Annotated in this window: 29 protein-coding genes; 7 read left to right on the top strand and 22 right to left on the bottom strand. The window is 60.1% G+C overall.

Annotation, left to right across the window (positions count from 1 at the left end; all coding sequences use genetic code 11):
- Positions 1-45 precede the first annotated feature (45 nt).
- The 3 genes from JFU57_RS14155 to tsaA all read left to right on the top strand — a co-directional run bounded on the left by JFU57_RS14155 (position 46) and on the right by tsaA (position 2183).
- Complete coding sequence (locus tag JFU57_RS14155; RefSeq protein WP_201129704.1) at positions 46-513, top strand: DUF1456 family protein; 468 nt, start codon at positions 46-48, stop codon at positions 511-513.
- A gap of 130 nt (positions 514-643) precedes the next feature.
- Positions 644-1414, top strand: a complete 771-nt coding sequence (locus tag JFU57_RS14150) for an SDR family oxidoreductase (protein WP_201129702.1) — start codon at positions 644-646, stop codon at positions 1412-1414.
- A 73-nt stretch (positions 1415-1487) separates the two neighbouring features.
- Positions 1488-2183, top strand: a complete 696-nt coding sequence (gene tsaA, locus JFU57_RS14145; protein WP_078470230.1) for a tRNA (N6-threonylcarbamoyladenosine(37)-N6)-methyltransferase TrmO — start codon at positions 1488-1490, stop codon at positions 2181-2183.
- Positions 2184-2250: 67 nt separating this feature from the next.
- Here the strand turns inward: tsaA and fpr are convergent, their stop codons facing one another.
- Positions 2251-3030: a ferredoxin-NADP reductase gene (fpr, locus tag JFU57_RS14140; protein WP_003443014.1), complete on the bottom strand. Its 780-nt coding sequence runs from the start codon at positions 3028-3030 to the stop codon at positions 2251-2253.
- A 135-nt stretch (positions 3031-3165) separates the two neighbouring features.
- Between fpr and JFU57_RS14135 the strand changes: the two genes are divergently transcribed.
- Entirely contained in the window at positions 3166-4092 is a 927-nt protein-coding gene (locus tag JFU57_RS14135) for a LysR family transcriptional regulator (protein ID WP_078470119.1), read from the top strand.
- On the opposite strand, the gene JFU57_RS14130 is transcribed toward JFU57_RS14135, so the two are convergent.
- Both JFU57_RS14130 and erdR read right to left on the bottom strand, forming a co-directional pair.
- Positions 4089-4451 (bottom strand): diacylglycerol kinase, encoded by a 363-nt coding sequence (locus JFU57_RS14130; RefSeq protein ID WP_078470118.1) that lies wholly within the window; start codon positions 4449-4451, stop codon positions 4089-4091. The two genes, JFU57_RS14135 and JFU57_RS14130, sit on opposite strands and share 4 nt — an antisense overlap.
- A gap of 77 nt (positions 4452-4528) precedes the next feature.
- Positions 4529-5179, bottom strand: coding sequence for a response regulator transcription factor ErdR (gene erdR, locus JFU57_RS14125; RefSeq protein WP_020296547.1), 651 nt, complete (start codon positions 5177-5179; stop codon positions 4529-4531).
- Positions 5180-5418: 239 nt separating this feature from the next.
- Between erdR and JFU57_RS14120 the strand changes: the two genes are divergently transcribed.
- Positions 5419-6330 carry a DMT family transporter gene (locus JFU57_RS14120; protein WP_201129700.1) on the top strand — a complete coding sequence of 304 codons (912 nt, stop codon included), beginning with the start codon at positions 5419-5421 and terminating at the stop codon, positions 6328-6330.
- On the opposite strand, the gene JFU57_RS14115 is transcribed toward JFU57_RS14120, so the two are convergent.
- A complete protein-coding gene (locus tag JFU57_RS14115; protein ID WP_078470116.1) occupies positions 6302-7024 on the bottom strand; it encodes a tRNA-uridine aminocarboxypropyltransferase in 723 nt (240 codons plus the stop codon). The genes JFU57_RS14120 and JFU57_RS14115 overlap by 29 nt on opposite strands.
- 188 nt (positions 7025-7212) lie before the next feature.
- Between JFU57_RS14115 and JFU57_RS14110 the strand changes: the two genes are divergently transcribed.
- Entirely contained in the window at positions 7213-7638 is a 426-nt protein-coding gene (locus tag JFU57_RS14110) for a PA3611 family quorum-sensing-regulated virulence factor (protein WP_201129698.1), read from the top strand.
- 580 nt (positions 7639-8218) lie between these two features.
- On the top strand, positions 8219-9337 hold the full coding sequence (locus JFU57_RS14105) for an LOG family protein (RefSeq protein ID WP_201129696.1): 1119 nt from the start codon (positions 8219-8221) through the stop codon (positions 9335-9337).
- Between the two features lie 43 nt (positions 9338-9380).
- Here the strand turns inward: JFU57_RS14105 and recX are convergent, their stop codons facing one another.
- The 18 genes from recX to JFU57_RS14015 all read right to left on the bottom strand — a co-directional run bounded on the left by recX (position 9381) and on the right by JFU57_RS14015 (position 24642).
- Positions 9381-9845: a recombination regulator RecX gene (recX, locus tag JFU57_RS14100; RefSeq protein ID WP_201129693.1), complete on the bottom strand. Its 465-nt coding sequence runs from the start codon at positions 9843-9845 to the stop codon at positions 9381-9383.
- 8 nt (positions 9846-9853) lie between these two features.
- The gene (gene recA / locus JFU57_RS14095) at positions 9854-10906 is read right to left on the bottom strand and encodes a recombinase RecA (protein WP_020296553.1); all 1053 of its coding nucleotides are present in this window, start codon (positions 10904-10906) and stop codon (positions 9854-9856) included.
- A gap of 83 nt (positions 10907-10989) precedes the next feature.
- On the bottom strand, positions 10990-11490 hold the full coding sequence (locus tag JFU57_RS14090; RefSeq protein ID WP_201129691.1) for a nicotinamide-nucleotide amidohydrolase family protein: 501 nt from the start codon (positions 11488-11490) through the stop codon (positions 10990-10992).
- An 83-nt stretch (positions 11491-11573) separates the two neighbouring features.
- A complete protein-coding gene (locus JFU57_RS14085) occupies positions 11574-12110 on the bottom strand; it encodes a lysis system i-spanin subunit Rz (protein WP_201129689.1) in 537 nt (178 codons plus the stop codon).
- Positions 12092-12655, bottom strand: coding sequence for a glycoside hydrolase family 19 protein (locus JFU57_RS14080; protein WP_201129686.1), 564 nt, complete (start codon positions 12653-12655; stop codon positions 12092-12094). Before JFU57_RS14080 ends, JFU57_RS14085 begins: the two co-directional genes overlap by 19 nt.
- A gap of 47 nt (positions 12656-12702) precedes the next feature.
- Positions 12703-13065, bottom strand: coding sequence for a tail fiber assembly protein (locus JFU57_RS14075; protein ID WP_201129684.1), 363 nt, complete (start codon positions 13063-13065; stop codon positions 12703-12705).
- Positions 13062-14810, bottom strand: a complete 1749-nt coding sequence (locus JFU57_RS14070; RefSeq protein WP_201129682.1) for a phage tail protein — start codon at positions 14808-14810, stop codon at positions 13062-13064. Before JFU57_RS14070 ends, JFU57_RS14075 begins: the two co-directional genes overlap by 4 nt.
- A gap of 283 nt (positions 14811-15093) precedes the next feature.
- On the bottom strand, positions 15094-15450 hold the full coding sequence (locus tag JFU57_RS14065; protein WP_207202191.1) for a tail fiber assembly protein: 357 nt from the start codon (positions 15448-15450) through the stop codon (positions 15094-15096).
- A complete protein-coding gene (locus JFU57_RS14060; RefSeq protein WP_342032567.1) occupies positions 15447-17213 on the bottom strand; it encodes a phage tail protein in 1767 nt (588 codons plus the stop codon). The genes JFU57_RS14065 and JFU57_RS14060 overlap by 4 nt, the downstream gene beginning before the upstream one ends.
- Before the next feature lie 14 nt (positions 17214-17227).
- On the bottom strand, positions 17228-17827 hold the full coding sequence (locus JFU57_RS14055; RefSeq protein ID WP_201129680.1) for a YmfQ family protein: 600 nt from the start codon (positions 17825-17827) through the stop codon (positions 17228-17230).
- Complete coding sequence (locus JFU57_RS14050; RefSeq protein WP_201129678.1) at positions 17815-18855, bottom strand: baseplate J/gp47 family protein; 1041 nt, start codon at positions 18853-18855, stop codon at positions 17815-17817. The genes JFU57_RS14055 and JFU57_RS14050 overlap by 13 nt, the downstream gene beginning before the upstream one ends.
- Positions 18845-19243, bottom strand: coding sequence for a phage GP46 family protein (locus JFU57_RS14045; protein ID WP_020296564.1), 399 nt, complete (start codon positions 19241-19243; stop codon positions 18845-18847). The genes JFU57_RS14050 and JFU57_RS14045 overlap by 11 nt, the downstream gene beginning before the upstream one ends.
- Positions 19244-19245: 2 nt before the next feature.
- On the bottom strand, positions 19246-19752 hold the full coding sequence (locus JFU57_RS14040; protein WP_078470107.1) for a phage baseplate assembly protein V: 507 nt from the start codon (positions 19750-19752) through the stop codon (positions 19246-19248).
- Between the two features lie 125 nt (positions 19753-19877).
- The gene (locus JFU57_RS14035) at positions 19878-20918 is read right to left on the bottom strand and encodes a phage baseplate assembly protein (RefSeq protein ID WP_201129676.1); all 1041 of its coding nucleotides are present in this window, start codon (positions 20916-20918) and stop codon (positions 19878-19880) included.
- A 3-nt stretch (positions 20919-20921) separates the two neighbouring features.
- Positions 20922-22166, bottom strand: a complete 1245-nt coding sequence (locus JFU57_RS14030; protein WP_201129674.1) for a DNA circularization protein — start codon at positions 22164-22166, stop codon at positions 20922-20924.
- Positions 22159-23871: a phage tail protein gene (locus JFU57_RS14025; RefSeq protein WP_201129672.1), complete on the bottom strand. Its 1713-nt coding sequence runs from the start codon at positions 23869-23871 to the stop codon at positions 22159-22161. Before JFU57_RS14025 ends, JFU57_RS14030 begins: the two co-directional genes overlap by 8 nt.
- A 130-nt stretch (positions 23872-24001) precedes the next feature.
- Entirely contained in the window at positions 24002-24298 is a 297-nt protein-coding gene (locus JFU57_RS14020) for a phage tail assembly protein (RefSeq protein WP_078470103.1), read from the bottom strand.
- Positions 24295-24642, bottom strand: coding sequence for a phage tail tube protein (locus JFU57_RS14015; RefSeq protein ID WP_020296570.1), 348 nt, complete (start codon positions 24640-24642; stop codon positions 24295-24297). Before JFU57_RS14015 ends, JFU57_RS14020 begins: the two co-directional genes overlap by 4 nt.
- Positions 24643-24703: the final 61 nt, after the last annotated feature.

Below are 24703 nucleotides of genomic sequence, written 5' to 3'. Positions count from 1 at the left end.
CGCAGCTTATGCGGCGCCCACTGCTGAATATCAGGATTGCACACCATGATTCATAACGACGTACTGCGCAGCGTGCGCTACATGCTCGACATCAGCGACAAGAAAGTCATCGAGATCATCAAACTCGGCGGCATGGACGTGGCCCTGGCCGACCTGGTGACCTACCTCGACAAGAAAGAGGAAGACGAAGAAGGCTTCGTCCGTTGCCCGGATGAAGTCATGGCGCACTTCCTCGACGGCCTGGTGATTTTCAAGCGTGGCAAGGACGAAAGCCGTCCGCCGCAGCCGATCGAAGTGCCGGTGACCAACAACATCATCCTGAAAAAACTGCGGGTGGCCTTCGAACTCAAGGAAGACGACATGCACGCCATCCTCAAGGCCGCCGAGTTCCCGGTGTCCAAGCCTGAGTTGAGCGCGCTGTTCCGCAAGTTCGGCCACACCAACTACCGTCCGTGCGGCGACCAGTGGCTGCGCAATTTCCTCAAGGGCCTGACCCTGCGCGTCCGTCCCTGAGCACCTCGGAGGCGGCTGACTACGGTCACCGCCTCCGCGCATGACGCCGTATTCCCTGTAAAAATAGTGGCTCCGCTGCACCCACCTGACGACTAGGGTAACCCCTTACTCCAAGCCCTCAGGACTCGCCATGCATCCCTACTTCTCCCTGCAAGGCCGCACCGCCCTGGTGACCGGCGGCACCCGTGGTATCGGCAAAATGATCGCCAAGGCCTTTGTCGAGGCCGGCGCCAGCGTTTACGTGTGCGCGCGCGATGCCGAGGCCTGCCGGCAGACCGCCGAAGAACTCGGCGCCCTGGGGCAATGCCGCGGGCTGGCTGCCAACCTGGCCACCGAAGAAGGCGTGCAGCAATTGGTCGCGCAGCTGGAGCAGGAGGTCGCCCAACTGGACATCCTGGTGAACAACGCCGGCACCACCTGGGGCGCACCGCTGGAAAGCTACCCGGTCAAGGGCTGGGAGAAGGTCATGCAGCTCAACGTGACCTCGGTCTTCACCTGCATCCAGCAATGTCTGCCGCTGCTGCGCAAAGCCGGCTCGGCGCAGAACCCGGCGCGGATCATCAATATCGGCTCGGTGGCGGGCATTTCTTCCTTTGGCGAACAGGCGTACGCCTACGGCCCGAGCAAGGCTGCCCTGCACCAGTTGTCGCGGATCCTGGCCCGCGAGCTGGTCAGCCAGCACATCAACGTCAATGTGATCGCTCCGGGGCGCTTTCCGAGCAAGATGACCCAGCACATCGGCAACGATGAGCAGGCACTGGCGGAAGACACCGCGCTGATCCCCATGGGGCGCTGGGGGCGCGAAGAGGAAATGGCCGCGCTGGCCATCAGCCTGGCGAGTACCGCCGGGGCCTACATGACCGGCAACATCATCCCGCTGGATGGCGGCTTCAGCCTCTGAAGGAGCGGCGTTCGCGGGCGCTGGCCGCCGGGTGCGCTATCATGCGCGCCTCACCCGGCCTCGACCCCTGACCATGACCTACAGCGTTTCCCCCATCGGCTTCGTGCGTTCCTGCTTCAAGGAAAAATTCGCCATCCCGCGCCAGCCACAACTGGCCCCGGCCGCGCGCGGCGTGCTGGAGCTGGTGGCGCCATTCGATCAAGGCGACGCGGTCCAGGGCCTGGAGCAGGTGAGCCACGTGTGGCTGCTGTTTGTGTTCCACCAGGCGCTGGAGGACAAGCCGCGGCTCAAGGTGCGCCCGCCGCGCCTGGGCGGCAATAAATCCATGGGGGTGTTTGCCACCCGCGCCACCCACCGCCCCAACGGCATCGGCCAATCGGTGGTCAAGTTGGACAGAGTTGAAGCCGGCCGTCTGTGGATCTCCGGCATCGATCTGCTGGACGGCACGCCGATCCTCGACATCAAGCCCTACGTGCCGTACGCCGACATCATCGACAGCGCCCACAACAGCATCGCCAGCACCGCACCGCAACTGATCCCGGTGCATTGGGCCGACGAAGCGCTGCAACAGGCTCATACGCACGCTCAGCGCCTGCAAGAGCCCTTGGTCGAGCTGATCGAGCAGTGCCTGGCCCAGGATCCGCGTCCGGCTTATCAGGCACCCACGCCGGAACGCCAGTACGGCGCGCAATTTTGGGACCTGGACGTGCGCTGGCATTATCCGGAGCCGGGCTTGATTCGAGTGCTGGAAGTGGTCCCCGCCGCCTGAACCGCAGAAACAAAAAAGCCCGCGCTGCCTTCTCAGGCAACGCGGGCTTTTTAGTGGAGCGAGGCGCTTACTTCTCGACGAAGGCGCGCTCGATCAGGTAATCCCCCGGCTCGCGCATACGCGGCGAAACCTTGAGGCCGAAGCTGTTGAGCACTTCGCTGGTCTCGTCGAGCATGCTCGGGCTGCCGCACAGCATGGCGCGGTCGTCCTGCGGGTTGATCGGCGGCAGGCCGATGTCGCTGAACAGTTTGCCGCTACGCATCAGGTCGGTCAGGCGGCCTTCGTTTTCGAACGGCTCGCGGGTCACGGTTGGGTAGTAGATCAACTTGTCACGCAGCGCCTCGCCGAAGAACTCGTTCTGCGGCAGGTGCTCGGTGATGAATTCGCGGTAGGCGACTTCGTTGACGTAGCGCACGCCGTGGCACAGGATCACTTTTTCGAAACGCTCGTAGGTTTCCGGATCCTGGATCACGCTCATGAAGGGCGCCAGGCCAGTACCGGTGCTGAGCAGGTACAGGTGTTTACCAGGCTTCAAATCGTCCAGCACCAGGGTGCCGGTCGGTTTTTTGCTGATGATGATCTCGTCGCCTTCCTTCAAGTGCTGCAGTTGGGAAGTCAGCGGACCATCAGGAACCTTGATGCTGAAGAACTCGAGATGCTCTTCCCAGTTAGGGCTGGCAATCGAGTAAGCGCGCATAAGCGGGCGGCCGTTGGGTTGTTGCAGGCCGATCATCACGAACTGACCGTTCTCGAAGCGCAGGCCCGGATCGCGGGTGCACTTGAAGCTGAACAGCGTGTCGTTCCAGTGGTGAACACTGAGGACACGTTCGTGGTTCATGTTGCTCATGTACGGGGAACTCCTGGAAAGTTGTCTGCGCAAGCTCAGTGCACAATGAGCTGAGCACAATTGCATAGCATTCTAATGGCGGCGACAATATCTGTTAAATGGATTATTAAGATAAGGGTTATCGGTTATATCGATATGCGATTTACTCTCCGTCAACTTCAAGTATTCGTCGCCGTTGCCCAGCAAGAGAGCGTGTCTCGCGCTGCCGGGTTGCTGGCCCTTTCCCAATCCGCCGCGAGTACCTCGATCAGTGAGCTCGAACGGCAATCGAGTTGCCAATTGTTCGACCGCGCCGGCAAGCGCCTGAGCCTCAACGCCCTGGGCAAACAGCTGTTGCCGCAAGCGGTGGCGCTGCTGGACCAGGCCAAGGAAATCGAGGACCTGCTCAACGGCAAATCCGGCTTCGGCTCGCTGTCGGTGGGCGCCACCCTGACCATCGGCAACTACCTGGCCACCTTGCTGATCGGCAGCTTCATGCAGGTCCATCCGGAAAGCCAGGTGAAGCTGCATGTACAGAACACTGCGCATATCGTGCAACAGGTCGCCCACTACGAAATTGATCTGGGTCTAATTGAAGGTGACTGCAGTCATCCTGATATCGAAGTCCAGACCTGGGTCGAAGATGAGCTGGTGGTGTTCTGCGCCCCGCAGCACCCCCTGGCCAAACGCGGGCACGCCACCATGGAGGAGTTGACCCAAGAAGCCTGGATCCTGCGGGAACAGGGTTCAGGTACGCGCCTGACCTTCGACCAAGCAATGCGCCATCACCGTAGCGCGCTGAATATCCGCCTGGAACTGGAGCACACCGAGGCCATCAAGCGCGCGGTGGAGTCTGGTTTGGGGATTGGCTGCATCTCTCGGCTGGCCCTGCGCGATGCCTTCCGCCGTGGCAGCCTGGTGCCGGTGGAAACCCCGGACCTGGACCTGGCCCGGCAGTTCTACTTCATCTGGCATAAGCAGAAGTACCAGACCTCAGCCATGCGCGAGTTCCTGGAGCTGTGCCGCGCATTCACAGCTGGCGTGCAACGCAGCGACGAGATCGTGCTGCCGAGCATTCCCTAGATCAGGATCACCGCCCATACGGCGGCAATCATGCTCAGTGCCACGAACTGCGCGGCGCTGCCCATGTCCTTGGCGTTTTTTGACAGGGGGTGGCGATCCAGGGAAATCCGGTCGATCGCCGCTTCCACCGCCGAATTGAGCAGTTCGACAATCAGCGCCAGCAGACAGACCGCAATCAGCAACGCGCGCTCGACCCGGCTGACGGACAGCAAGAAGCTCACCGGAATCAAAATGACGTTGAGCAGCACCAGTTGACGGAATGCGGCTTCGCCAGTGAAGGCGGCACGCAAACCATCGAAGGAGTAGCCGGAGGCGTTGAGGATGCGTTTAAGACCGGTTTGACCCTTGAAAGGCGACATAAGGTAGGCAACTGAGCAAAAAAAGAAGTGGGAAAACTAGTTCAACAAGAGTCAAAAAAGCGTGAACAAACCGACCATCAGTGGCTGGAAATTGACTCAAGTTGTTGCAGGAGCAAGGCGGCCTGGGTCCGGGTACGCACCCCGAGCTTACGGAAAATGGCCGTGACGTGGGCCTTGATCGTCGCCTCCGATACGCTCAGTTCGTAGGCAATCTGCTTGTTCAGCAACCCTTCGCAGACCATGGTCAACACCCGAAACTGCTGCGGCGTGAGACTGGCCAGGCCTTCGCTGGCGGCCTTGGCTTCGGCAGAAACGCTGACCTGTTCAAACGCCTGCGGCGGCCACCAGACGTCACCGTCGAGCACGCTGCGCACTGCTTTCTGGATGACTTCCAGTGGACTGGATTTGGGGATGAAACCGCTGGCACCGAACTCACGGGAACGCACCATGACCGAGGCTTCTTCCTGGGCCGAAACCATCACCACCGGGATTTGCGGGTACTGGCCGCGCAACAGCACCAGCCCGGAAAAACCGTAGGCACCGGGCATGTTCAGGTCCAGCAGCACAAGGTCCCAGTCGGCCTTCTCGCTCAAGCGCGATTCCAGCTCGGCGATACTCGCCACCTCCACCAGCCGCACATCAGGGCCAAGGCCCAGGGTCAGCGCCTGATGCAGTGCACCACGAAACAGTGGATGGTCATCAGCTATCAGGATTTCGTATGTGGCCATTTTTCAAATGATCCTGTTTTTTATGGCTGAACCGATGCATTCGGTCCTCACCAAAACAACACAGATGCGCGCCAGAATGCGCCATCTGAAAACAGCACGATCAACGCCAAGAGCCCGGGAAAGCGGCGTTTCAAACTTCGGTCGCGCCCTAATCGGCGCCAAGCATGCCCAGCGAAGCCGGGGTGGTCAAGTTCCAAGCTTTGCGGCATCGTAGCCGGCTAACTAATAAGAGAGCCATCATGCGAAGCCGAGCCTTGCGTGCCGATGTCCTGATGCTGGTCACCGCCATTATCTGGGGCTCGGCCTTTGTCGCCCAAACCACGGGCATGGACCACATCGGTCCTTTCCTTTATTCCGGCCTGCGTTTTGCCCTCGGCTCGCTGTGCCTGCTGCCCTTGGTGCTGCGCCGCCAGCGCGGTGAGCCCAAGGCTGAGCCACTGCTGACCCGAGGTCTTTTGCTCGGAGGCAGCCTGATGGGCCTGGCCCTGGCTCTGGGCATCAACCTGCAACAAGTCGGACTGATGTTCACCAGCGTCACCAATGCCGGCTTCATCACCGGGCTCTACGTCATTGTAGTGCCACTTCTGGGGCTGCTGATCGGGCAAAAGACCGGGTTGGGTACCTGGCTCGGCGCAGTGCTGGCGGTGGTGGGGATGTTTCTGCTGAGCGTCAACGAGGGCTTCACGGTGGCCTCCGGGGACTGGCTGCAGTTGATTGGCGCCTTTGTCTGGGGTGGGCACGTGGTGCTAGTCGGCATCTTCGCCAGCCGTCACGACCCGATTCGCCTGGCCTTTCTGCAATTCACCACCTGTTCGATGGTCAGCCTGATCCTAGCCCTGTGCCTTGAGCCCATTGAATGGACCGCGATCATCGCTGCCGGCCCGGCCATCGCGTATGGCGGTGTGATTGCCGTGGGGATCGGCTACACCTTGCAGGTGATCGCGCAAAAGGACGCGATCGCCTCCCATGCGGCGATCATTCTATCGCTGGAAGCGGTGTTCGCCGCCATTGCCGGCGCCTGGCTGCTGGATGAGTCCCTGCAGATGCGCGGCTATATAGGCTGTGCGCTGATGCTCAGCGGCATGCTGCTGGCGCAACTCTGGCCCAGAAAGCCGCAACGGCTTAGGGCGCAGACGGCAGAAAGGGCTTGAGCCGGTTATGGACCTCATCATCGGGGTCGATGACCAATTGATACTTGGCTGCCAGATAATGAGTGCTGAACACGTCCAGATAGGCGTCCAGCACCTCACTGGCAAGCGGGTCCTGGGCCAGTTCCAGGCATAACGCGGCCACCTCCGCAGTGCAAAAGTGGTCGTCGCGCTTGGAGCGTCGCAGCTTATAGCGCGACAGTTGCTCGGGCTCCAGGCTGAGCACTGGCAAGTGTTCCAGGTACGGGCTCTTGCGAAACATCTTGCGCGCTTCGCTCCAGGTCGCGTCCAGCAGAATAAACAGTGGGCGCTTGCCTTCTTCCAGGCGAACTTCGCTCACCACCCGCTCCGGCGCCACGAACTCCCCCGGAAAAACGATGTACGGCTGCCATTGCGGATCGGCAATCAGCGCCAGCAACTCGGGATCGACTTCGGTCCGCGACCAGGGGAATGCGCTGGTCTCATCGATCACGTCAGCGATCAGCCAGCCGGTATTGCTGGGTTTGAGCGGCTCCACATCATGCATCACCAGGCACATGGCCGATCTGGCCGAGACCTTGGGCCGCCAGGCACACATGCAATGGGAGGGAATAACCCGGCAGCCGGGGCAGCGTTCGGCCCGCGAACCTCGTGCAACGAAGGGTTTGACGGCACGGGCCAGGCGCTGGGCGCGCAAACGGGAAACAGCGTGGCTCATCGCAAGCAGCCCCGGCAAAGCAGAAGAATCGACACGAAAAGCACTCGGCAGGGTAAAAATCGCGCAAGTTTATCAGAGCTATCTGCGCAAACCTGTACCGCCTTCCCAGCACTCCCCTATAATTCGCGCCACTGAACGCACAGCCCAGCGGCTGGTCGAAGCATCAGTCACTGCACCAGGAGAGTTTCATGTTGCGCTTTATCGTCCCCACCGTTGCCCTGCTGCTGGCCCTGCCCTTCAGTGCCCAGGCTGCGTCGTTGCAAGACTTCGAACTGAACAAAACGCTGCAGAAAGTGGCTGAAGAAAGCAATGTCGGTACCCCTCGGGAAGTTAACGAGAACATCCTGGACCAAGGCTACACGGTTGAAGGTAAGGAGCTGATCAACCACCTCAGCGTGCAAGCCGACCACGCGGCAAAAATGCGTGAGAACCCCAAAGCGGTGTATCTGCAATTGGGCGCCAGCGTTTGCCGTAACCCGAACTACCGCAAGTTGATGGTCAGGGGCGCGATCATGCGTTACGAATTCACCGAGAACCGCACCAACCGCCCAGTGGCCTCGGCGCGCTTCCAGGAATCCGACTGCCCCGCAGCCACCCCCGCCAAGAAAAAGTAATTACCCACTGACTGGCGCAGCTGCCGATCATCGATCCGCAGCTCGACCGGCAAGCCTGCATCTGACGTACACGGCGCTTCCATCCAGCGAGCGCCGCCGCCGATGCCCTTGATGCTCGATGGCATCGGCCCTCAAGCTGACGACGACCGAGTTCTCCTATCCCTCTCTGCCATACCCTCTGACGCTGACACCTGCATGTCTTGTTTGCGCGATAGGGTGCTTATCTGCTCATAGCGGGTTGGCGGCTCACATTGATCTGTCGCTGAATCACCTGGCAAACGCCAATATCCTGTTGCCAGGCAAGACTTTGTGGGCACATGATCGAGTCATTCAGAGCGTACTGCCGTTAACTGTCCCGGGCAGTTGGAGGAGCCCGATCACGTCTTGCCGTGCAACTGTTGTCTCAAACAAGGAAAAGCAGAATCGGTATTCATGACTGCTCGTCAGGCCACTCAGTGACGGCCACGACCAGTCAGAAGGCTCAGGCAAAGGTCTGGGCGAATAGCGACACATGCCGTGTCGTGGCGCTGGTGAATACCTCGCCCGTGCCGAAGGTTCTGTGCAGAAGGAGAAGTTTTTAATGCCTTATGAACCGAGTGACCTACTCAGCCGTCATTTTCAAAACAAGGGTATCGACCTCACTAGCAAGGTCGAAGAGCAACTCAACCTGATTGCCCCCAACAGCCCGAATATCCCTCTTTATCGCGACATGATCCTGACCGTGCTACGCATGGCTCAGGATGATCTGAACCGCTGGAACGCCAAAATCACCTTGCAGGCCCTGCGCGAACTCGAGCATGCATTCCGCGTGCTGGAACAGTTCAAGGGGCGACGCAAAGTCACGGTATTCGGTTCGGCACGCACGCCGATCGAACACCCGCTCTATGGCATGGCCCGGGAACTGGGGGCCGCCCTCGCCCGCTCCGACCTGATGGTAATCACCGGCGCCGGCGGCGGCATCATGGCGGCAGCCCATGAAGGTGCGGGCCTTGATCACAGCCTGGGGTTCAATATCACCCTGCCCTTCGAGCAGCACGCCAACTCAACGGTCGGCGGCACCCACAACCTGTTGTCGTTCCACTTCTTCTTCACGCGCAAGTTGTTCTTCGTCAAGGAAGCCGATGCACTGGTGCTATGCCCTGGCGGTTTTGGCACCCTGGATGAAGCCCTGGAAGTCCTGACCTTGATCCAGACCGGCAAAAGCCCGCTGGTGCCAGTGGTACTGCTGGACGTTCCCGGAGGCAGTTTCTGGCAAGGCGCGCTGGACTTTATCCAGCAGCAACTGGAAGCCAATCATTACATCCTGCCCACCGACATGAAGCTGATGCGCCTGGTGCACAGCACCGAGGAGGCAGTGGCGGAAATCAACCAGTTCTACGCCAACTTCCACTCCAGCCGCTGGCTGAAGCATCAGTTTGTAATCCGCATGAACCACAAACTCAGCGATGAGGCACTGGAGCAGATGCAGGCCACTTTTGCCGATTTGTGCCTGAGTGATCACTTTCATCAGCATGCCTACAGCGGCGAAGAGCACGACGAACCCCAGTTCAGCCACTTGGCTCGGCTGGCGTTTACCTTCAACGCGCGCAACAACGGTCGCCTGCGAGAACTGATCGACTTTATCAACCTGCCGGAAAACTGGGCCAATACTCAGGCCAAGACCCAACACCGAGTCAGGGAGCCGATCAAGGTCACTTGATCAGCACGTGGTGGCCCGAACCTTTCAGGGCAGGGCCACACTGTCAGTCGTCTGATCGACCGCTGAACAAGCGGTTGATCAACTCCATCGAATACCCCCGATAACTCAAAAAGCGCCCCTGCTTGGCGCGCTCACGGGCATCGATCGGTAAATGGCCGGCAAACTTGCGGCGCCAGACATCCTGCAACTGTTCTTGCCAGTCGATACCCGACTCACGCAAGGCCAGTTCGATATCGCCGCGCTGCAAGCCACGCTGACTCAGCTCTTCGCGGATACGCAAAGGGCCGTAACCAGAACGGGCACGGTAGGAGACAAAACTTTCGAGGTAACGAGCTTCGGAGAGCAGGCCATCCTCGGTCAGACGGTCAAGTGCTTCTTCGATCATTTCGGGAGAGGCGCCGCGCTGACGCAGTTTACGCGTCAGCTCGACTCGACCATGCTCGCGTCGCGCGAGCAGGTCCATTGCAGTTCGCCGCACCGCGACGAGGGTATCGAGTACGGCGGTCATTGGCTCAATCAGCTATCAGCATCAGCCAGGTCAGCAACGCTTTCTTTCGCTGGCGAAGCTTTGACATCTGGAGCCGGGGTCAGCAGCTTGTCGCGAATCTGCTTCTCGAGGGCTGCCGCGATATCCGGATTGTCCTGCAGGAACTTGGCCGAGTTGGCCTTGCCCTGGCCGATCTTGTTGCCGTTGTAGGCATACCAGGCGCCGGACTTCTCAACGAAGCCATGCAGCACGCCAAGATCGATCATCTCGCCGTTGAGGTAGATGCCCTTGCCGTAGAGAATCTGGAACTCGGCCTGACGGAACGGCGAAGCCACCTTGTTCTTCACGACTTTGACGCGGGTTTCGCTACCAACGACTTCATCACCCTCTTTAACCGCGCCGGTGCGACGGATATCCAGACGAACCGAGGCATAGAACTTCAGTGCGTTACCACCGGTGGTGGTTTCCGGGCTGCCGAACATCACGCCGATTTTCATACGGATCTGGTTGATGAAGATAACCAGGCAGTTGGCGTTCTTGATGTTACCGGTGATTTTACGCAGCGCCTGGGACATCAGACGGGCTTGCAGGCCCACGTGCATGTCACCCATTTCGCCTTCGATTTCAGCCTTTGGTACCAGAGCGGCTACGGAGTCGACGATGATCACGTCAACAGCGTTGGAGCGCACCAGCATGTCGGTGATTTCCAGAGCCTGCTCGCCGGTATCCGGCTGGGATACCAGCAGGTCGTCGACGTTGACGCCCAGCTTGCCGGCGTACTCAGGGTCCAGGGCGTGCTCGGCGTCGACGAATGCGCAGGTGGCGCCGGCTTTTTGAGCCTGGGCGATCACCGACAGCGTCAGCGTAGTTTTACCGGAAGATTCCGGACCGTAGATTTCAACGATACGGCCTTTTGGCAGACCGCCAATGCCGAGCGCGATGTCCAGACCCAGAGAGCCAGTGGAAATAGCCGGGATCGCCTGACGGTCCTGATCGCCCATACGCATTACGGCACCCTTGCCGAATTGACGTTCGATCTGACCCAGGGCCGCAGCCAAGGCTTTCTTCTTGTTGTCGTCCATTAAAGTCCTCACGTAATCAATAAGGCCTGACGGCCAACACCTGTATAAGTAGCCAGTATTATTCCACAGCGCTTGAGGATCGCCTACCCCTGATTTGAGATTTCTGCCGCGGCATGTTGCAGCAGCCCCTCTAGCGCGGCCTTCACCGTTTGTCGGCGGACCTCATCCCGGTTACCGGCGAAGTGCCGCAGCTCACTGACCAGCGTCTCTCCCGCGCCCCAGGCGAGCCAGACGGTGCCCACCGGCTTCTGTGGCGAGCCCCCGTCCGGCCCGGCCACCCCACTCACCGCCACGGCAAAATGGGCCAGGCTTTTATCCTGGGCGCCGCGCACCATGGCCTCGACCACCTCGCGACTGACCGCGCCCACCGAAGCGAAAAGCTCGGCAGGCACTTCCAACTGCTGGGTTTTCTGCCGATTGGAATAGGTGACATACCCGGCCTCGAACCAGGCCGAGCTACCGGGAATGCGAGTGATGGCTTCGGCAATTCCGCCGCCGGTGCAGGACTCGGCCGTCGTGACATGGGCATTGAGCACCTGCAGACGCCTGCCAAGTTCAGCGGCGAGTTGGGTGATTTCTTTCACGGAGGCTTCTCCTGATGGGGCGGGCAAGTGAGTTACCGTACACCAGCAGGTTGCGCTTGCAAGACACAGTCTGGATCAAAATGTCAGTGAAGGATCGCCCTGACATACGCCTGGCATGCCTGCAGGGCAATCAGTCCGCGGTCTCCGGCGTCGGTGATGGCGATAATTCGTTGAGCATGCGCCGGGTCAAGTCGGGCTCGTGAGCCTGCATGAACCAGGCCGCCGCTGGTGGCGGAGGCAGGCACTGCGCAGCCGGCGCGTGGATCGTCGGCGTCGAGTAGGACTGACAAGCGCAAATCAGCAGTGGCAAGGCGATCGCGCAAGCGACCTTGATCACGTTGTGCATCGGTTAATGCTCGGTAATGAACTTGCTCGCTGGCCTGCAGCTGTTGCTCCAGCACCATGCGTTTATCCTGCTCGGCGCGCTGTTGCGTAGCAGCCGACAGGGCCAGTTGGTCCAGGGTTTCACTGTGCAATCGAGCCTGTTCTGCCAATTGCCCGGCGTAACGCCAGCCCTGAATACGCCAGGCCAGCGCCGCCGAGCCGCCGGCCACCACGGCCAACAGCACGACAACACCTAGCACCCGATAAGTCGCGAGGTTCAGACCGAGGGCTGGCATAACACCGCCCTCGCTCGAGCCCAGAGCTGCAAGCGATCCTGCAACCCATTCAAGCCGCCATTGATGCGGCGGGTAATGCTGTTGAACTCGTCGCGATCGGCCAGGGCATTGAGCCCGCCCTGTTCCCAGAACCAGGCCGCCGACTCGGCGGCCCATTGCGGCTGCTCCAACAGTTGTGGCAACTCCAGCAGGCGCTCATCACCGAACAGCGCCAGGCTGCAACGACGATAGTTGCTGCGCCCGGTGACCTGGATCAGTCCGCGCCCACGAAAACGCTGGCCATCGCCATCGGCTTCGGGGGTATTACCCAGCCGCGCCGCGAGAGTACCGGTGTCGTATTTGCTCAGGTATTGATCGCTGCCCAGTTCACACACGTATTGCAGTTGCCCGGATTCATGACCGATCTGCGCAAGAAAGGCCGCCTGGCGCTTCGGCGTATCGATCTGCCGACGGGCCATGGCGGTGTTAAGTGGAGAAACAAAAACGCCCGCTTGGCGGCGGGCGTTGGGGAGGATTTGTTGCAGTTGTTGTTCGGTGATTGGCATGAGTGAGGTTCGAGTCTCGTAAAAAACGCCCCGTCAGTACGGGTCGCTTAGAGGTTTGGAGTTTCGTCGGGTGGGACCGGCCAATCAATCACCTGGGGAAAGCCATCCTGTTTATCGATCCGGTTCAGGGCGATACGGTACAACTTCCAGAGTTTCAGATATTCAAGTTCATCAACTGTGGCGTTGTCGATGTCAACGGCGTCCTGCAATGGCCCCATTCGGTTTGCAGCGATGACGAGAAGCTTATCTCGTTCATCCTTGGCCTTCATTTCCAACTCTTTAAAAGTGAGCGGTAGTGAAACCGGATCAGGAGGATTATCTAGGCAATACCACTCATCAACGCCCACATCATCTTTCCCATCAACTGCACGCCATCCTTGGCCATCATTTCTAACTGCATAGCCGCTCATAAGCTATCTTCCCATCCAAGAATAATTATCTTTCCGTTTGCAGCTCTGGAGTTCCAAGCCATACCCATATTCTGAAGCATCACATTTGCTTGAAAGCCACCTGAGAGATAGCCAAAAAGCGAAGGACCATTTATGCCTGAGTAATCATTGTTTGCGTAGCCAACTACAGGGGCTACAGAAATATCGGAATACGCTTCTGACGTAGTCAATGCAGCTACAACTTTCACAGTGGTCGCGGTTGGCGGTACAAATGCCGCCAAACTAATTGCGGTCATTACCCAACCAGTCCCACCGCTGGCGGCAATCGGGAACTCCGCAACGTTAGTTGCTGAAAGCTTTGCATACTCTGCAGTTTTCCCATTCTGAAAAAACCTAAGCGGATACCTATTAGCCGTTGAGTCTGTAAGAAACGCCCCCACACGAACAGCGACAAATCCAGCAGGTAAAACTGGATCATAAACAAAACGCAAAACGCTATTCGCGGCAGTAGCATTCGCAACTACGCTGACAGTAATCTGCCCCTCAGAATCCACAGTCTTTATAAATGCACCTGACGGGAAACTCGTTCCACCAAAACGCATTCCCGGACGCATTGAGCTTGTGCTGGCAATGCCCGTAACCACTGAAGAACCAGCAGTAGTAGTACCCTGAATAACCGGCATCAGCGCAGCAATACCTGCCACTTGAGCGCCATTTGTCACAACCCATGAGCTATACCAACTTGAAGCCGCCAGTGAGCCAACATCAAGACCATTCAATCCCGGTGTTTGAAGGTTGATGTTCACATCTACGCCATTCAAGGCCTGCGCGGTGGCGCCACTTCCAACAATAAGGCCTGTAGCCTTGACGGAGATAATCGCATTGGTGCCAGTAGCGGAAACTACCAATCCTTTATGGCCGCCAAAACCGGACAATGCTCGAAGCTTCTGCATCTCCAACACTAGCGCCGCTACATCGACCTGGCCCTGATTGATAGGGGCGTTCCAGGCTTTGATGCACCACATCACTGCCAGGTTGCGCGGACGGGTTTCATTTCCACCTGAAGGATTTGTCGGCGTCGCCAAGTCCCCAACCTTCGCGCTTTGATGCTGCGGCCCCGAAGAACTGCCGCTTCCGTATGTAGACTGGTTACTGATCGAGTGCGTGTGCGACTTGACTTCGTCAGCCTGCCAACTGCCAATAGCCCGGCCAAGATCTACTCCACGCCCATGATCCCAACCACGCACAAACTCGCCCCGAGAATCCGGCAGGCGGAAGTTTCCGCCCCCCTCATCGCCTTTGTTGAACGCAGTCCCCAAATACGCCGCCAGATCCGGCAACGCCGCAATGCTCTGCACACTGCCATCCACCTCCAGGAACCCCGCCGGCACCGTCCCTTTGGGAAACGGCACCATGGCTCCCACCGGCAACGCCGACATGTTCTTCAGCAGTGCCTCGATCTCTGCTTTGGTGTAGGTCACCGACTTGGTGTAAGCATCGGTAATCCCGTACGCCGCCAATGTCGTCCTGATCTTTTCCGGTGGAATGGAGTCTTTGACGATCGCCTTGATCGCCGCCAATAGCTGGTCATGCTCGGCCTCGACCGGCTCATCGCCGCCGGCACGAATCACGTTCAGCAACTCATCGGTCACCGCGTTGCCCCACTCGGAGGAAATCAGTGATCCGACCTGGCCCGTGATCGGGTTCTCGTCGACAAACTTGCCATTCACCAGCCCAACGCTGGGCACACTCTTCGGGTAATCCATTCGTCTGTCCTTTGGTTATCATTGATATGCGCCGATCAAAGTTCGACGCAGTGCCATAAATCAGATAATTCGGGTTGCAGCGTTTTACTCGGCGACTGACGTCCGTACATTGCTAACTGACAGGATTCACTCCGCTATGTGTAGCGCGACGGGAGGCTTCAATTACCGAGCTTTCAACGATTGGGATAAGAGTTATAACCAGTATCAAATCGACACCGGCATACTTGGAACTTAACAACGATGCGGAAGAAAAAGATGGCAGGCTTAAGTCAAATCGATAAAGTCACTTGAGCTGGTCTGGGGACATTGGCCATTCCACATCCACTGGAAACTTCTCCTGTTTCTCGATTCGGTTAAGCGCAATCCGGTAGCGCTTCCACCTGAGCAACCTTTCTACTTCTTCCTCAGTAGCACTTTCCGTATCGATTGCGTCTTGTAAAGGCCCCATACGGTTAGCGGCGATAGCCAGCAACTTGTCACGCGCGGCCTTAGCATCGACACTCAGTTCCTTACTGCTCGGAAGGACAGGGACCGGATCCGGTGGAAAGGCCGTGCAATACCACTCATCGGCAGCAATATCGTCTGGGCCGCCAACAGCCCTCCAACCATGACCGTCGTTTCGAACTGCATACTTACTCATAGAGTGTCCTCCCAGCCCTGACAAGCCAGTACGTTGTAGTTATTACCGCCTCCTCCACACCAATAGATGTGAGATCCTTCAAGCATAAAAACGAATGGAAAGGAGCCTGCTAGACTATTTGCGGTGATGCTCATTGGCATAGGATTGACAAACGTCGGCACAGCACCCGGCGTTGTTAAATTATTGGGGGCTACCGAAATATTCCCGCTATTGGATCCTGCAATAGAAGCAACAAAACCCACAATAGAGGATGCAGTAGGAGGGACAAATGCATCAGTCGAAATCGCAGTCCACACACCTAGGACTCCTGATGTTTGAGCAGCCATGCGCGGGTAAACCGTCATATTCGAACCTGCTGCCAGTCTGTACTGGAGGCGGCAACCGACCTGGGCGAACGCTAATGGGAATTTCGACGTCGAATCGGTAAAAAATGCATTCACCCGCACAGCCACATAATCAGCAGGCAAGACCGGCTCATACACAAAACGCAGCGTAGTGCTCGCACTAGTCGCGGTCGCAGGCATGCTGGCCGTAATCTGCCCCGCCGAGTCCACGGACTTGATAAAAGCCCCCGGCGCAAAATTCACCCCGCCAAACGGCATGCCCGGGCGCATCGACGCGGTGCTGGAAATACCGGTGACAATCGCTGAACCCGCCGTGGTGGAGCACGAGATAAGCGGCATCAGCGCTGCAATCCCCGCGACTCGGGTGCCGTTGGTGACAACCCAGGTGCTGTAGCAACTGGACGCTGCCAGCGCGCCTGTATCCAGGCCATCCAGTCCAGTGGTCTGAAGATTGATACTCAAATCCACGCCGTTCAAGGCCTGAGCGGCACCGCCGCTGCCCACGATCAAACTGCGGGCCTTGACCGAGATCAGCGCGTTGGTTCCGCTAGCAGAAACGCAGAGCCCTTTGTAGGGGGCACCCGAGAGGTTCTTGAGCCTTTGCACCTCTGCCGCCAGCGTGGCGATATCGATATTTCCCTGATTGATCGGCGCGTTCCAGGCTTTGATGCACCACATCACTGCCACGTTGCGTGGACGGGTTTCAATGCCGCCAGCGGCTCCCGTCACCGCTACCTGACCTTGATTGCCTGCTATCCATCCGTTACCGCCGGTACCGGGGGTCGAATTCAGCATAATTGCCGGCGAGTTCACATGTGTATGGTTCCTGAACTCGTCAGCCTGAGAACTACCAATCGAGCGGCCGGCGTCAACACCGCGACCATGATCCCACCCCCGCAAAAACTCCCCACGCGACTCCGGCAAACGGAAATTCCCCGCCCCTTCGCCCCCCGTGTTGAACGTCGTGCCCAGATACGCCGCCAGATCCGGCAACGCCGCAATGCTTTGCACACTGCCATCCACTTCAAGAAACCCCGGCGGCACGCTGCCCTTGGGGAACGGTACCATGGCGCCGACCGGCAAGGCCGACATGTTCTTGAGCAGGGCCTCGATCTCGGCCTTGGTGTAGGTCACCGACTTGGTGTAGGCGTCGGTGATCCCGTATTGCGCCAGCGTGGTTCTGATTTTTTCCGGGGGGATGGAGTCTTTGACGATGGTTTTGATCGCGGCCAGCAGCTGGTCGTGATCCGCCTCGGAGGGTTGCTCACCCCCTGCGCGAATCACGTTCAGCAACTCGTCGGTCACGGCATTGCCCCACTCGGAGGAAATCAGCGAGCCGACCTGGCCGGTGACCGGGTTTTCATCAACAAACTTGCCATTCACCAGCCCTACGCTGGGTACACTTTTTGGAAAATCCACTCGTTTTCTAATCTCTAGTCATAGTTGATGTACACCTGCGTATGCGCCGGTGCACTGCGATGAATCAGGCATTCCAGGGCGCTGCCCGGGTTGGTGCCAAAACGTTCTCCCCAGTAGCTGGCGCCGAAGCGCCGGCCCAGCAGCAGTCGGCCGCCGGTGTTGAGGGTCCACATGAAATGCGCCTGCCAGGTGCCGAAGTGCGCGTCGCCAAAACGCGAGCGACCCATGCGCGGGGTGCGCAATTCAGTGACGCTGGCGTTGGGGTAGCCCTGGCTGCGGGCGATTTCGACGAAGTAGCTGGCGCGCTGGCTGCCGACGGCCAACAAGCGGCGGCGCACCGCCAGGCGGCGGTCGTCGAACAGCGGGGTCAGGCCCAGGCAGGGGTCGGGCAGGTTCATGACCTTTTCCCAATCCGGCACCAGTTCGCTGACGCTCGCCGGGTCCATTTCGTTTTGCAGGTCGACGGCGCGGGCGTCGATGCGCGCCAGTTCCTGGGCCACGCCTTGCAGCACCTGCTGCAATTCCGGCAGGCGCTCCGGGTCCCAGGCCGGGCCGCTGGGCAGCAGGCTGCGCAGTTGGCCCTGGTATTGCGCGGCGCTTCTTATTCCAGCCATACACAACCTCCGAACACCAACAGTTGGTTGTTGGCCGCGGGCACATCCTGGGTGGGCGCCAGCAACCGGTGATCGCGCTCGCCGGTGGCACTGCTGATGGCCTCGCTGATGTGGGTCAGCAGCAGGCTTTCGCCAAGCCCGGCTTCGCGGCTGTGCAGGTCGCGCAATTCAGCCTCGACGGCGGCGCGCACGGCGCTGGTGTCGGGGGTCAGGCGCAGCCTGTAGGTCACAGGTTGCATCACCGGCGCCAGCACATAGAGCTCGGCGGTCACCGGGCGCAGCGGTTCGATGTAGGCCTGAACCTGCGCCAGTTGCTCGGCATTGGGGATCGGCTGCGGGTCGTCGTCGCGCATCACAAACAGGCCGACGGTACCCGGGCCCAGGTAGTTGCGGCGGCACCAGGCCCGGGTGATCCCGGCGCACTCCAGGGCCCAGGTCTCGTAGTCGTCAGCGGCGCCGCCATGGGGAATGATGCGGTACGAACGAATCACCCGAGCCCGCAGCGACTCAAGGCTTTCCTCGGCCACGCCGCCACTGACGCCCGGTGCCAGCACCGTGAAGCTGTTGCCGATGCCCTGGATCGGCTGCACCGGAATCAGGCTCAGGCCCTCTTCGGCATTGCCCAGGGTGCCGGCGTCCACGGCCTGGATGCTGGTGCTGTTCAGGCCGGCGCTGGTGGTGCGCGCCGCGGTCACTTTGTAACTGCGGCCGTCACTGCTTTGCAGCAGGGTATCGACATCCAGCACGGCACCGGCCACGGCACTGAAGCTGACACTGCCACTGCCGGCCTGGGCCGCTTTGCGCGGCTGGTTCAGGCGCAGCGCGGCGATGCGTTCCAGGGTCGACTCATCGGCCTTGTCCGGCAGGATCTGCTCGGCGATCCAATCCAGGTAGCCATACAGGCCAAAGGCGGCGCCGCTGAGGGTGCGGGCCAGCACTTGCGCATCGGACTGGCGCAGCGCATCGCTGGCCAGGTCGCTTTGGGTGCGCTTGATCAGCACCGGCAGCGAAGGCGTTTCAAACGGCATAGGTCACCTGCCAACTGTGAGTGGGGTTGATGTCCAAGCGCTCGCCATCGGCCAGGGTCAGCACCGTGCGCAGGTTCAGGCGCTGGGCGTCGAGGCGTTCGCTGATGATGTCGATGGCGCTGCAATGGCCGTCGTCGATCAGCCATTGCAGGGCTTCGCGGGCATAGAATTCAGCGTCGAGCTGGGTCTGCCGGGTCAGCTTGACCCGCCGTAGCAACCACAGGCGCGAGCCGATACGGTCGTCGGCGACACTGGGAAAGCTGTCGCCCCACCAGCCGAAACGCTCGTCGTCATCGAGGGCGTCGTCATCGGCGGCGCGGCGCCAGGTAAACAGGCTGATCAGCACCGACCGGGTCAGCGCGGCTTTCAGGTTCAGAGAGGTCAACATACTCAGCCCCCCACCGGCATGCCGGTCTGCCCCGGGCCCGGCTGCACACCAGAGTGCACGTGCTGGATCTGGCTGATGCCGCCTGCGATCTGGTCGCCCTGGGAGACGATCTGGCCGCTCTGGGTCAGGGTCGGCGTGTCGATATTTACCGCACTGCTGGCGCGGATGTTCAGGGTCGCGGTGTCGATGTCGATGATCCGCCCGCGCTTGAAGTGGATCTTGTCGCCCTCGTCGGTGTAGATCGCCACCTCGCCCTCGGCCAGGGCCTTGAGCCGGTAGCGACGATCGGCGACCACCAGCACCACGGCATGGGAACGGTCGCCGCCGAGAAAGGTGGCGATGCCTTCGGCGCCGGCCAGGGGGTTGCTGGTAAAGCCGTAGGGTTCGAAATGCTCCATGTCATCGCTCACCTCACCGGCGGTCAGGCGCATTTGCAGCGATTGCAGTTTATTGGCCGAGTTGGCGAGCACGACGGTGCCGCGCGCCAACAGGCGTGTCAGTAGGCTCATGGTGGAATCCTTTGCAGCAGGTCGCCGCGGGTGAGAAGCCGATGGGCTGGCCATGGATGCTGAGCAGAACCGATGGAGCGCCAATGCCGGCAAGCGGCGTCTATAGCGCTCAATCGGGCCCGGGGTCAGCGTTTGGTCGGCAACGGGTTGGCGTCGAAGGTAGGGGGCGGCGCCACTTGCAGGGTGGTGATGGAGCCGCGCTCGGACAGCGAGTAAGTGACCTTGGAGATCAGCATCTCCTGATCGAAGCCGAGCACCTTGTCGATCACCCGTACCAGGCAGTTATGACGCCACAGGTCGCCATTGGCCTGACGCCAACCTTGCACGCTGTAGGTGGTGGTCAGCGCCTTGCCCTGGCGGGTGGCGCTTTCCCAGTCGGCCCGTTGCTGGGCCAGCTCCGGGGTCAGTTGCGCCGCCTCGCTGATCACCGTGACCCGCTTGCGGGTGGTCTGCGCATCGCTCGCCACACCGGACACTTCACTGACCGCGCTGCCGCTTTTCTGGTCGCTGCCCTTGTGCTGGCCGATCACCCTGTACTCGGAAAACACCGCGGAGAAATCCATCGCTGCATTCGCCGACAGGATGTTCTTGCCCAGCTCCAGCACATCACTCGCGCGCCCGCCGCTACCCGGTGCCGCCAACAGCAACGCGCCCTCGACATCGTCGGTGGAAAACACCCGGTACAGGGTCAGCAAGCGGTCGATGGAAGCGAACACCGTTTCCCCCGGGACGATGCTGTGGGTGTGCAACTTGCTGGTGGCAGGGATTTCGCTGCGCACGGTCACCCCATAAGGCTGGGCCAGAGCGCGAACAATGTTCAGCAGGTCCTGCTCGCGCCATTGGCTGGGGCGATTGATGGCGGCGCAATCCACCAGGTCCTGGGTCAGCGAACTGCCCTGGATACTCAGGCTGATTTGCTTGCCGTCGTAACTGATGGGCGCCTTGTACACGTGCCCGGTGAGTACCAGGTCGCAGCCGATACGCACCTGGCAGCGCGCGCCGGGCTTGATCCGCACCTGCTGGTCCTGCCCCGGCCACTGCCAGGTGATGTTCATGCTGAAGGTGCGAAACTGACGCTCCAGATCGGCAACGATTTCCACGTTTTTCCAGCCGCTGTAATCCAGGCCGTCAACGGTCAGGGTCACGGTATTCTGTAGTTCGGTCATGGCTTACTCCCGGGCGACTTTAAGGTCTTTGGCCGGCAGGAACCCGGGGTGCGCCGCGCCATTGCGCTGGATCACTTCGCCGACCCGCGTCGCATCGGCAAAACGCTGATAGGCCAGGACCAGAGCCGGTTGGCTCTGCGTGGGCGACAAGGTAATCAGGCGCACCCCGGACGACGCCACCGAGGTCAGGTGGCCGAACAACTGCTGGCGCAGTGCGTTGAGCACTTCGTAGTGCCGGGCATCGGCCTTCAGCGCCGCGCCCCAGATCACCTCATTCAGGGCATCGCGCAGGGTCAGCACATCGTCGGCCACCGGCACCTCAAGACGCTGCACCGGTTGTACCGCCTGCTGCCCGACGGCCGGCGTGGAGTTGAGCTTGACCACCGGCGTCGCCACCGGCATCTGCGCCACCTTGTAGCCCAGCTTCACCAGCAGTGCGTCCTGCACCAGGTTGGCCATGGCCTGGGCTGCTGCCGTGGTGTCCTTGCCAGTGGTGAGTCTGGGCGTATCGATCTGCTTCGCCGCCTCGACCTGCTGCGAAGCATTGGCCAGAATTCCGCGATAGCCCTCCCGGGCGAAATCCTTGAGCTCGCGGATATCCCCCAGCAGGCCTTCGAACTCGGCGCTGACTTCACGCGGCAGTTCCTTGATCGAACGCACCAGCAGGCTGAGGTCGCGGTAGGTGTCGAGCACTTGCTTGAACTCATGCTCGATCACCTGATAGACGTCCTTGAGGCTGTCGCGCAGCTCCTTGACCCCGATCCTCACCGCCTTGATCAGGCTGACCGCTTCTTCAAAACGGCTCACCGCCGAACCCAGCAGGCTGTCGGAGGCCACCAGCAACTGCTGCTGGGTGTTGACCGCTGCCGAGGGAAAGCGCAGCGGCTGATCCGGGTAAAACTTCAGGCTGAAGGTCACCAGTCCGCCGTCCTGGCGGGTCTGGGTCATCTCGCACTCGCCGACCTTGACCTGCATCCTCCCCAGCCACGGGTGCACCAGCTCACCGGCGCCCTCCTCCAGGGCCTTGAGCAGTTTGTCGCGCTGCTCCAGGCAATCGGCGCCGACGATAAATGCCGTCAGGTCATGGATCTTCGCCTGCTGCCCCAAGCCCTCGAAAAACGGCTGGTCGCGTTGTGGGTATTCGTGCAACTGGCCCTTTTGGCCGACCGGGGTTTTCGCCTGATCCACCCAAAACGCCACGCCGCGAAACGACGCCGGCAATAAACGATCACGCCAGGAATCAGACATTGGAACCTCCCAGGGAAAGCGAGCGATAGCCGACGGTGGAGGCCACGGTCAGGCCTGGCTGGTTGGTTTGGGCTTGGTCGACGCGTAGGCCGGCAGGGGCGTTGGCAAAGCTCACCATCAAGCCGCCTTCGAGTTGAGTACGGTTATTGGCGGCGGTTTGCTGGATCAGCGCACTGGAGTTTTGCGTCAGCGCGCCGCCCTGCATTGAAGCCAGCCCGTTGCCCGCGGCATTGATGGTTCTTTGTGCCTCGGTGAGGCCTTCAACCTTGCCGGTGACATTGGCGATCACCCCGGCGAACCCGCCCTCAAACAGCTCTTTGATCGGTGCGATCACGTCCTGGAGTCGTTGCCACAATCCCACGAACCACTCGGTGATCGGCTCCCAGTTATTGATCACCATCCCCAGGGGCGACCAGTCGAACAGCGTGCCGAAGAACGCCTTGACGGCCTCGGCCGGCGGTTGCAACGCAGCCCAGATCGAACTGAAGTAATCGCCGATGGCTCCCCAATTGTTGATGACCATCCCCAGAGGAGAAAAATCGAACAACAGGCCGAAGAAGTCCTTGATGACTTGAGCCGCCGATTGCAGGCCCGCCCAGATCGAACTGAAGAAAACGCCAATAGCCCCCCAGTTGTTGATGATCATCCCCAGCGGAGAAAAATCGAACAGCAGACCGAAGAAGGTCTTGATCACTTGGGCAGCCGGTTGCAACGCTGCCCAGATCGAGGCAAAGAACCCGGTGATCGCCCCCCAGTTGTTAATGATCATGCCCAACGGCGACCAATCGAACAGCCCCTTGAGAAACGCCATGACCGGCACCGTCAACGCCTTGAGCAGATCCCAGATCGCCGAAAACAAGCCGGTCAGGCCGCTCCAGTTATCCATGACCAACCCCAACGGCGACCAGGAAAACACCGCCTTCAGGAAATCGACAACCGAGCCCGCCAGCGCTTTGATCCCGTCCCACAGACTGGAAAAAAACGCCGTGATCGAGCCCCAGTTGTTAATCACCATGCCCAGCGGAGTCCAGCTGAACACTGTGCTCAGCACATCCATCGCCGTCGCCGCGGCGCTTTTGACGCCCTCCCAGAGGCTGACAAAAAAGCCTGAAATCGGAGTCCAGTTGGCCACGATCAAACCGGCGGCCAGGGCGATGCCCATGGCGATCAACATCACAGGGGAGGCACTGAGCACTGTGCTCATCAGGCCAAACACCTGAGTCGCCCCGGTGACCGCCGTCTGCATCGCCGAGAAAGCAATGGCGCCAGCAGCCAACCCTTCAACCAGCGCCGGGTTGTCGTTGAGCAGGCTGCCCACGCTGTTAAGCATGGGCTCCAGGCCCACCACCAGTGCACCTACGGCCGGCAACAATGCCGCATCGATGGCGGCTGAAACCTTGCCCATCGACTGGCTGAACACATTCATGTTTTGCGCAGCGCCCGGCATATCGGTACCGCTGGCCGAATCGCCGACCTCGGCCAACTTGCCCTTGAATGCATCGCAGGCCTTGATCCCCTCCACGAACGGCGTCATCAGGCTGCCGCCCTTGAACAGACCGCTGATATCCAGCTTGCCCAGCCCCGTCTGCTCAAGGTTCTTCTTGAACGTGTCGACCTTGCCCTGAAGAGAAGCGAGTTTGGGGGACAGCTCATCGATGCCGCTGAGCAGCACCGATTTCTTTTCTACGGTTTGTGTGTCTGCCATCACTGCACCTGCTGCATCGCATTGATCCGTTGCGCGTGCTCCAGGGATTCCCGGAGCACATCCAGTGGCCTGGCCAGCATCTGTTCGGGGTCTACCTTCCAGAACCAGGCCAGGTCATAGGCGACAGCGATCAGGTCGGCGATGGCTGCGATGCCGCACTCATGAAAAAACTCGCCACCGCCCAGCTCAAGGCATTGAGGTCAGCCAGGTCCAGTTGGTTGACCGAGGACGGCGGAATGCCGGCGCAGACCGCGATGTATTTGGCCGCGACGTCCATGTCCAGGCTGACTTCCTCACCCTTGTCGATCTTGTACGGCAGCGCCTTGATCGTGCGCACTTCCTGCACCGTCGGCCGGCGCAGGGTGAGTTCCAGCAACGGCTCGCCGTGAGCTTCGATCGGCACTTGCAGCTTCACCAGGCTGCTCATTGCCAGGTCCCCTTCTGCCCTTCGAAGCTCAGCTCGATGGTGGCGTCATCGCCCTTGGCCACCGGTTCGTCCACCAGGTAGGCACCGGCCAGCACGTAGACCTTGCCGTTGGCGAACTCGCAGGTGACGGTCATGTCGGAACCGGCAATCAGCTGCTTGAGCGGGAAGTCCGGGGTGTGCAGCGCGGTGACTTTGAACGACGGGGTGAGGTCGGTTTCCTTGTAGAAGCCCGGGACCACGGTTTCCCGCTTGACGGCCATCAGCGGTGCTTCGCAGCCGCCGTTGATGGTCAGTTGCGCGCCGTCCACTTTGACGTAGCAGGTGCCTGCAATCAGTTGACCCATGATATTTCTCCGAAAAAATAAGCCCGCTCGAGGCGGGCTGAAAAAACGCTATGCAACAGGC

Source organism: Pseudomonas sp. TH07 (assembly GCF_016651285.1).
Classification (GTDB): domain Bacteria; phylum Pseudomonadota; class Gammaproteobacteria; order Pseudomonadales; family Pseudomonadaceae; genus Aquipseudomonas.
Note: the sequence above shows the minus strand (reverse complement) of the source record. Positions and strands in the feature narration are given on the sequence as shown.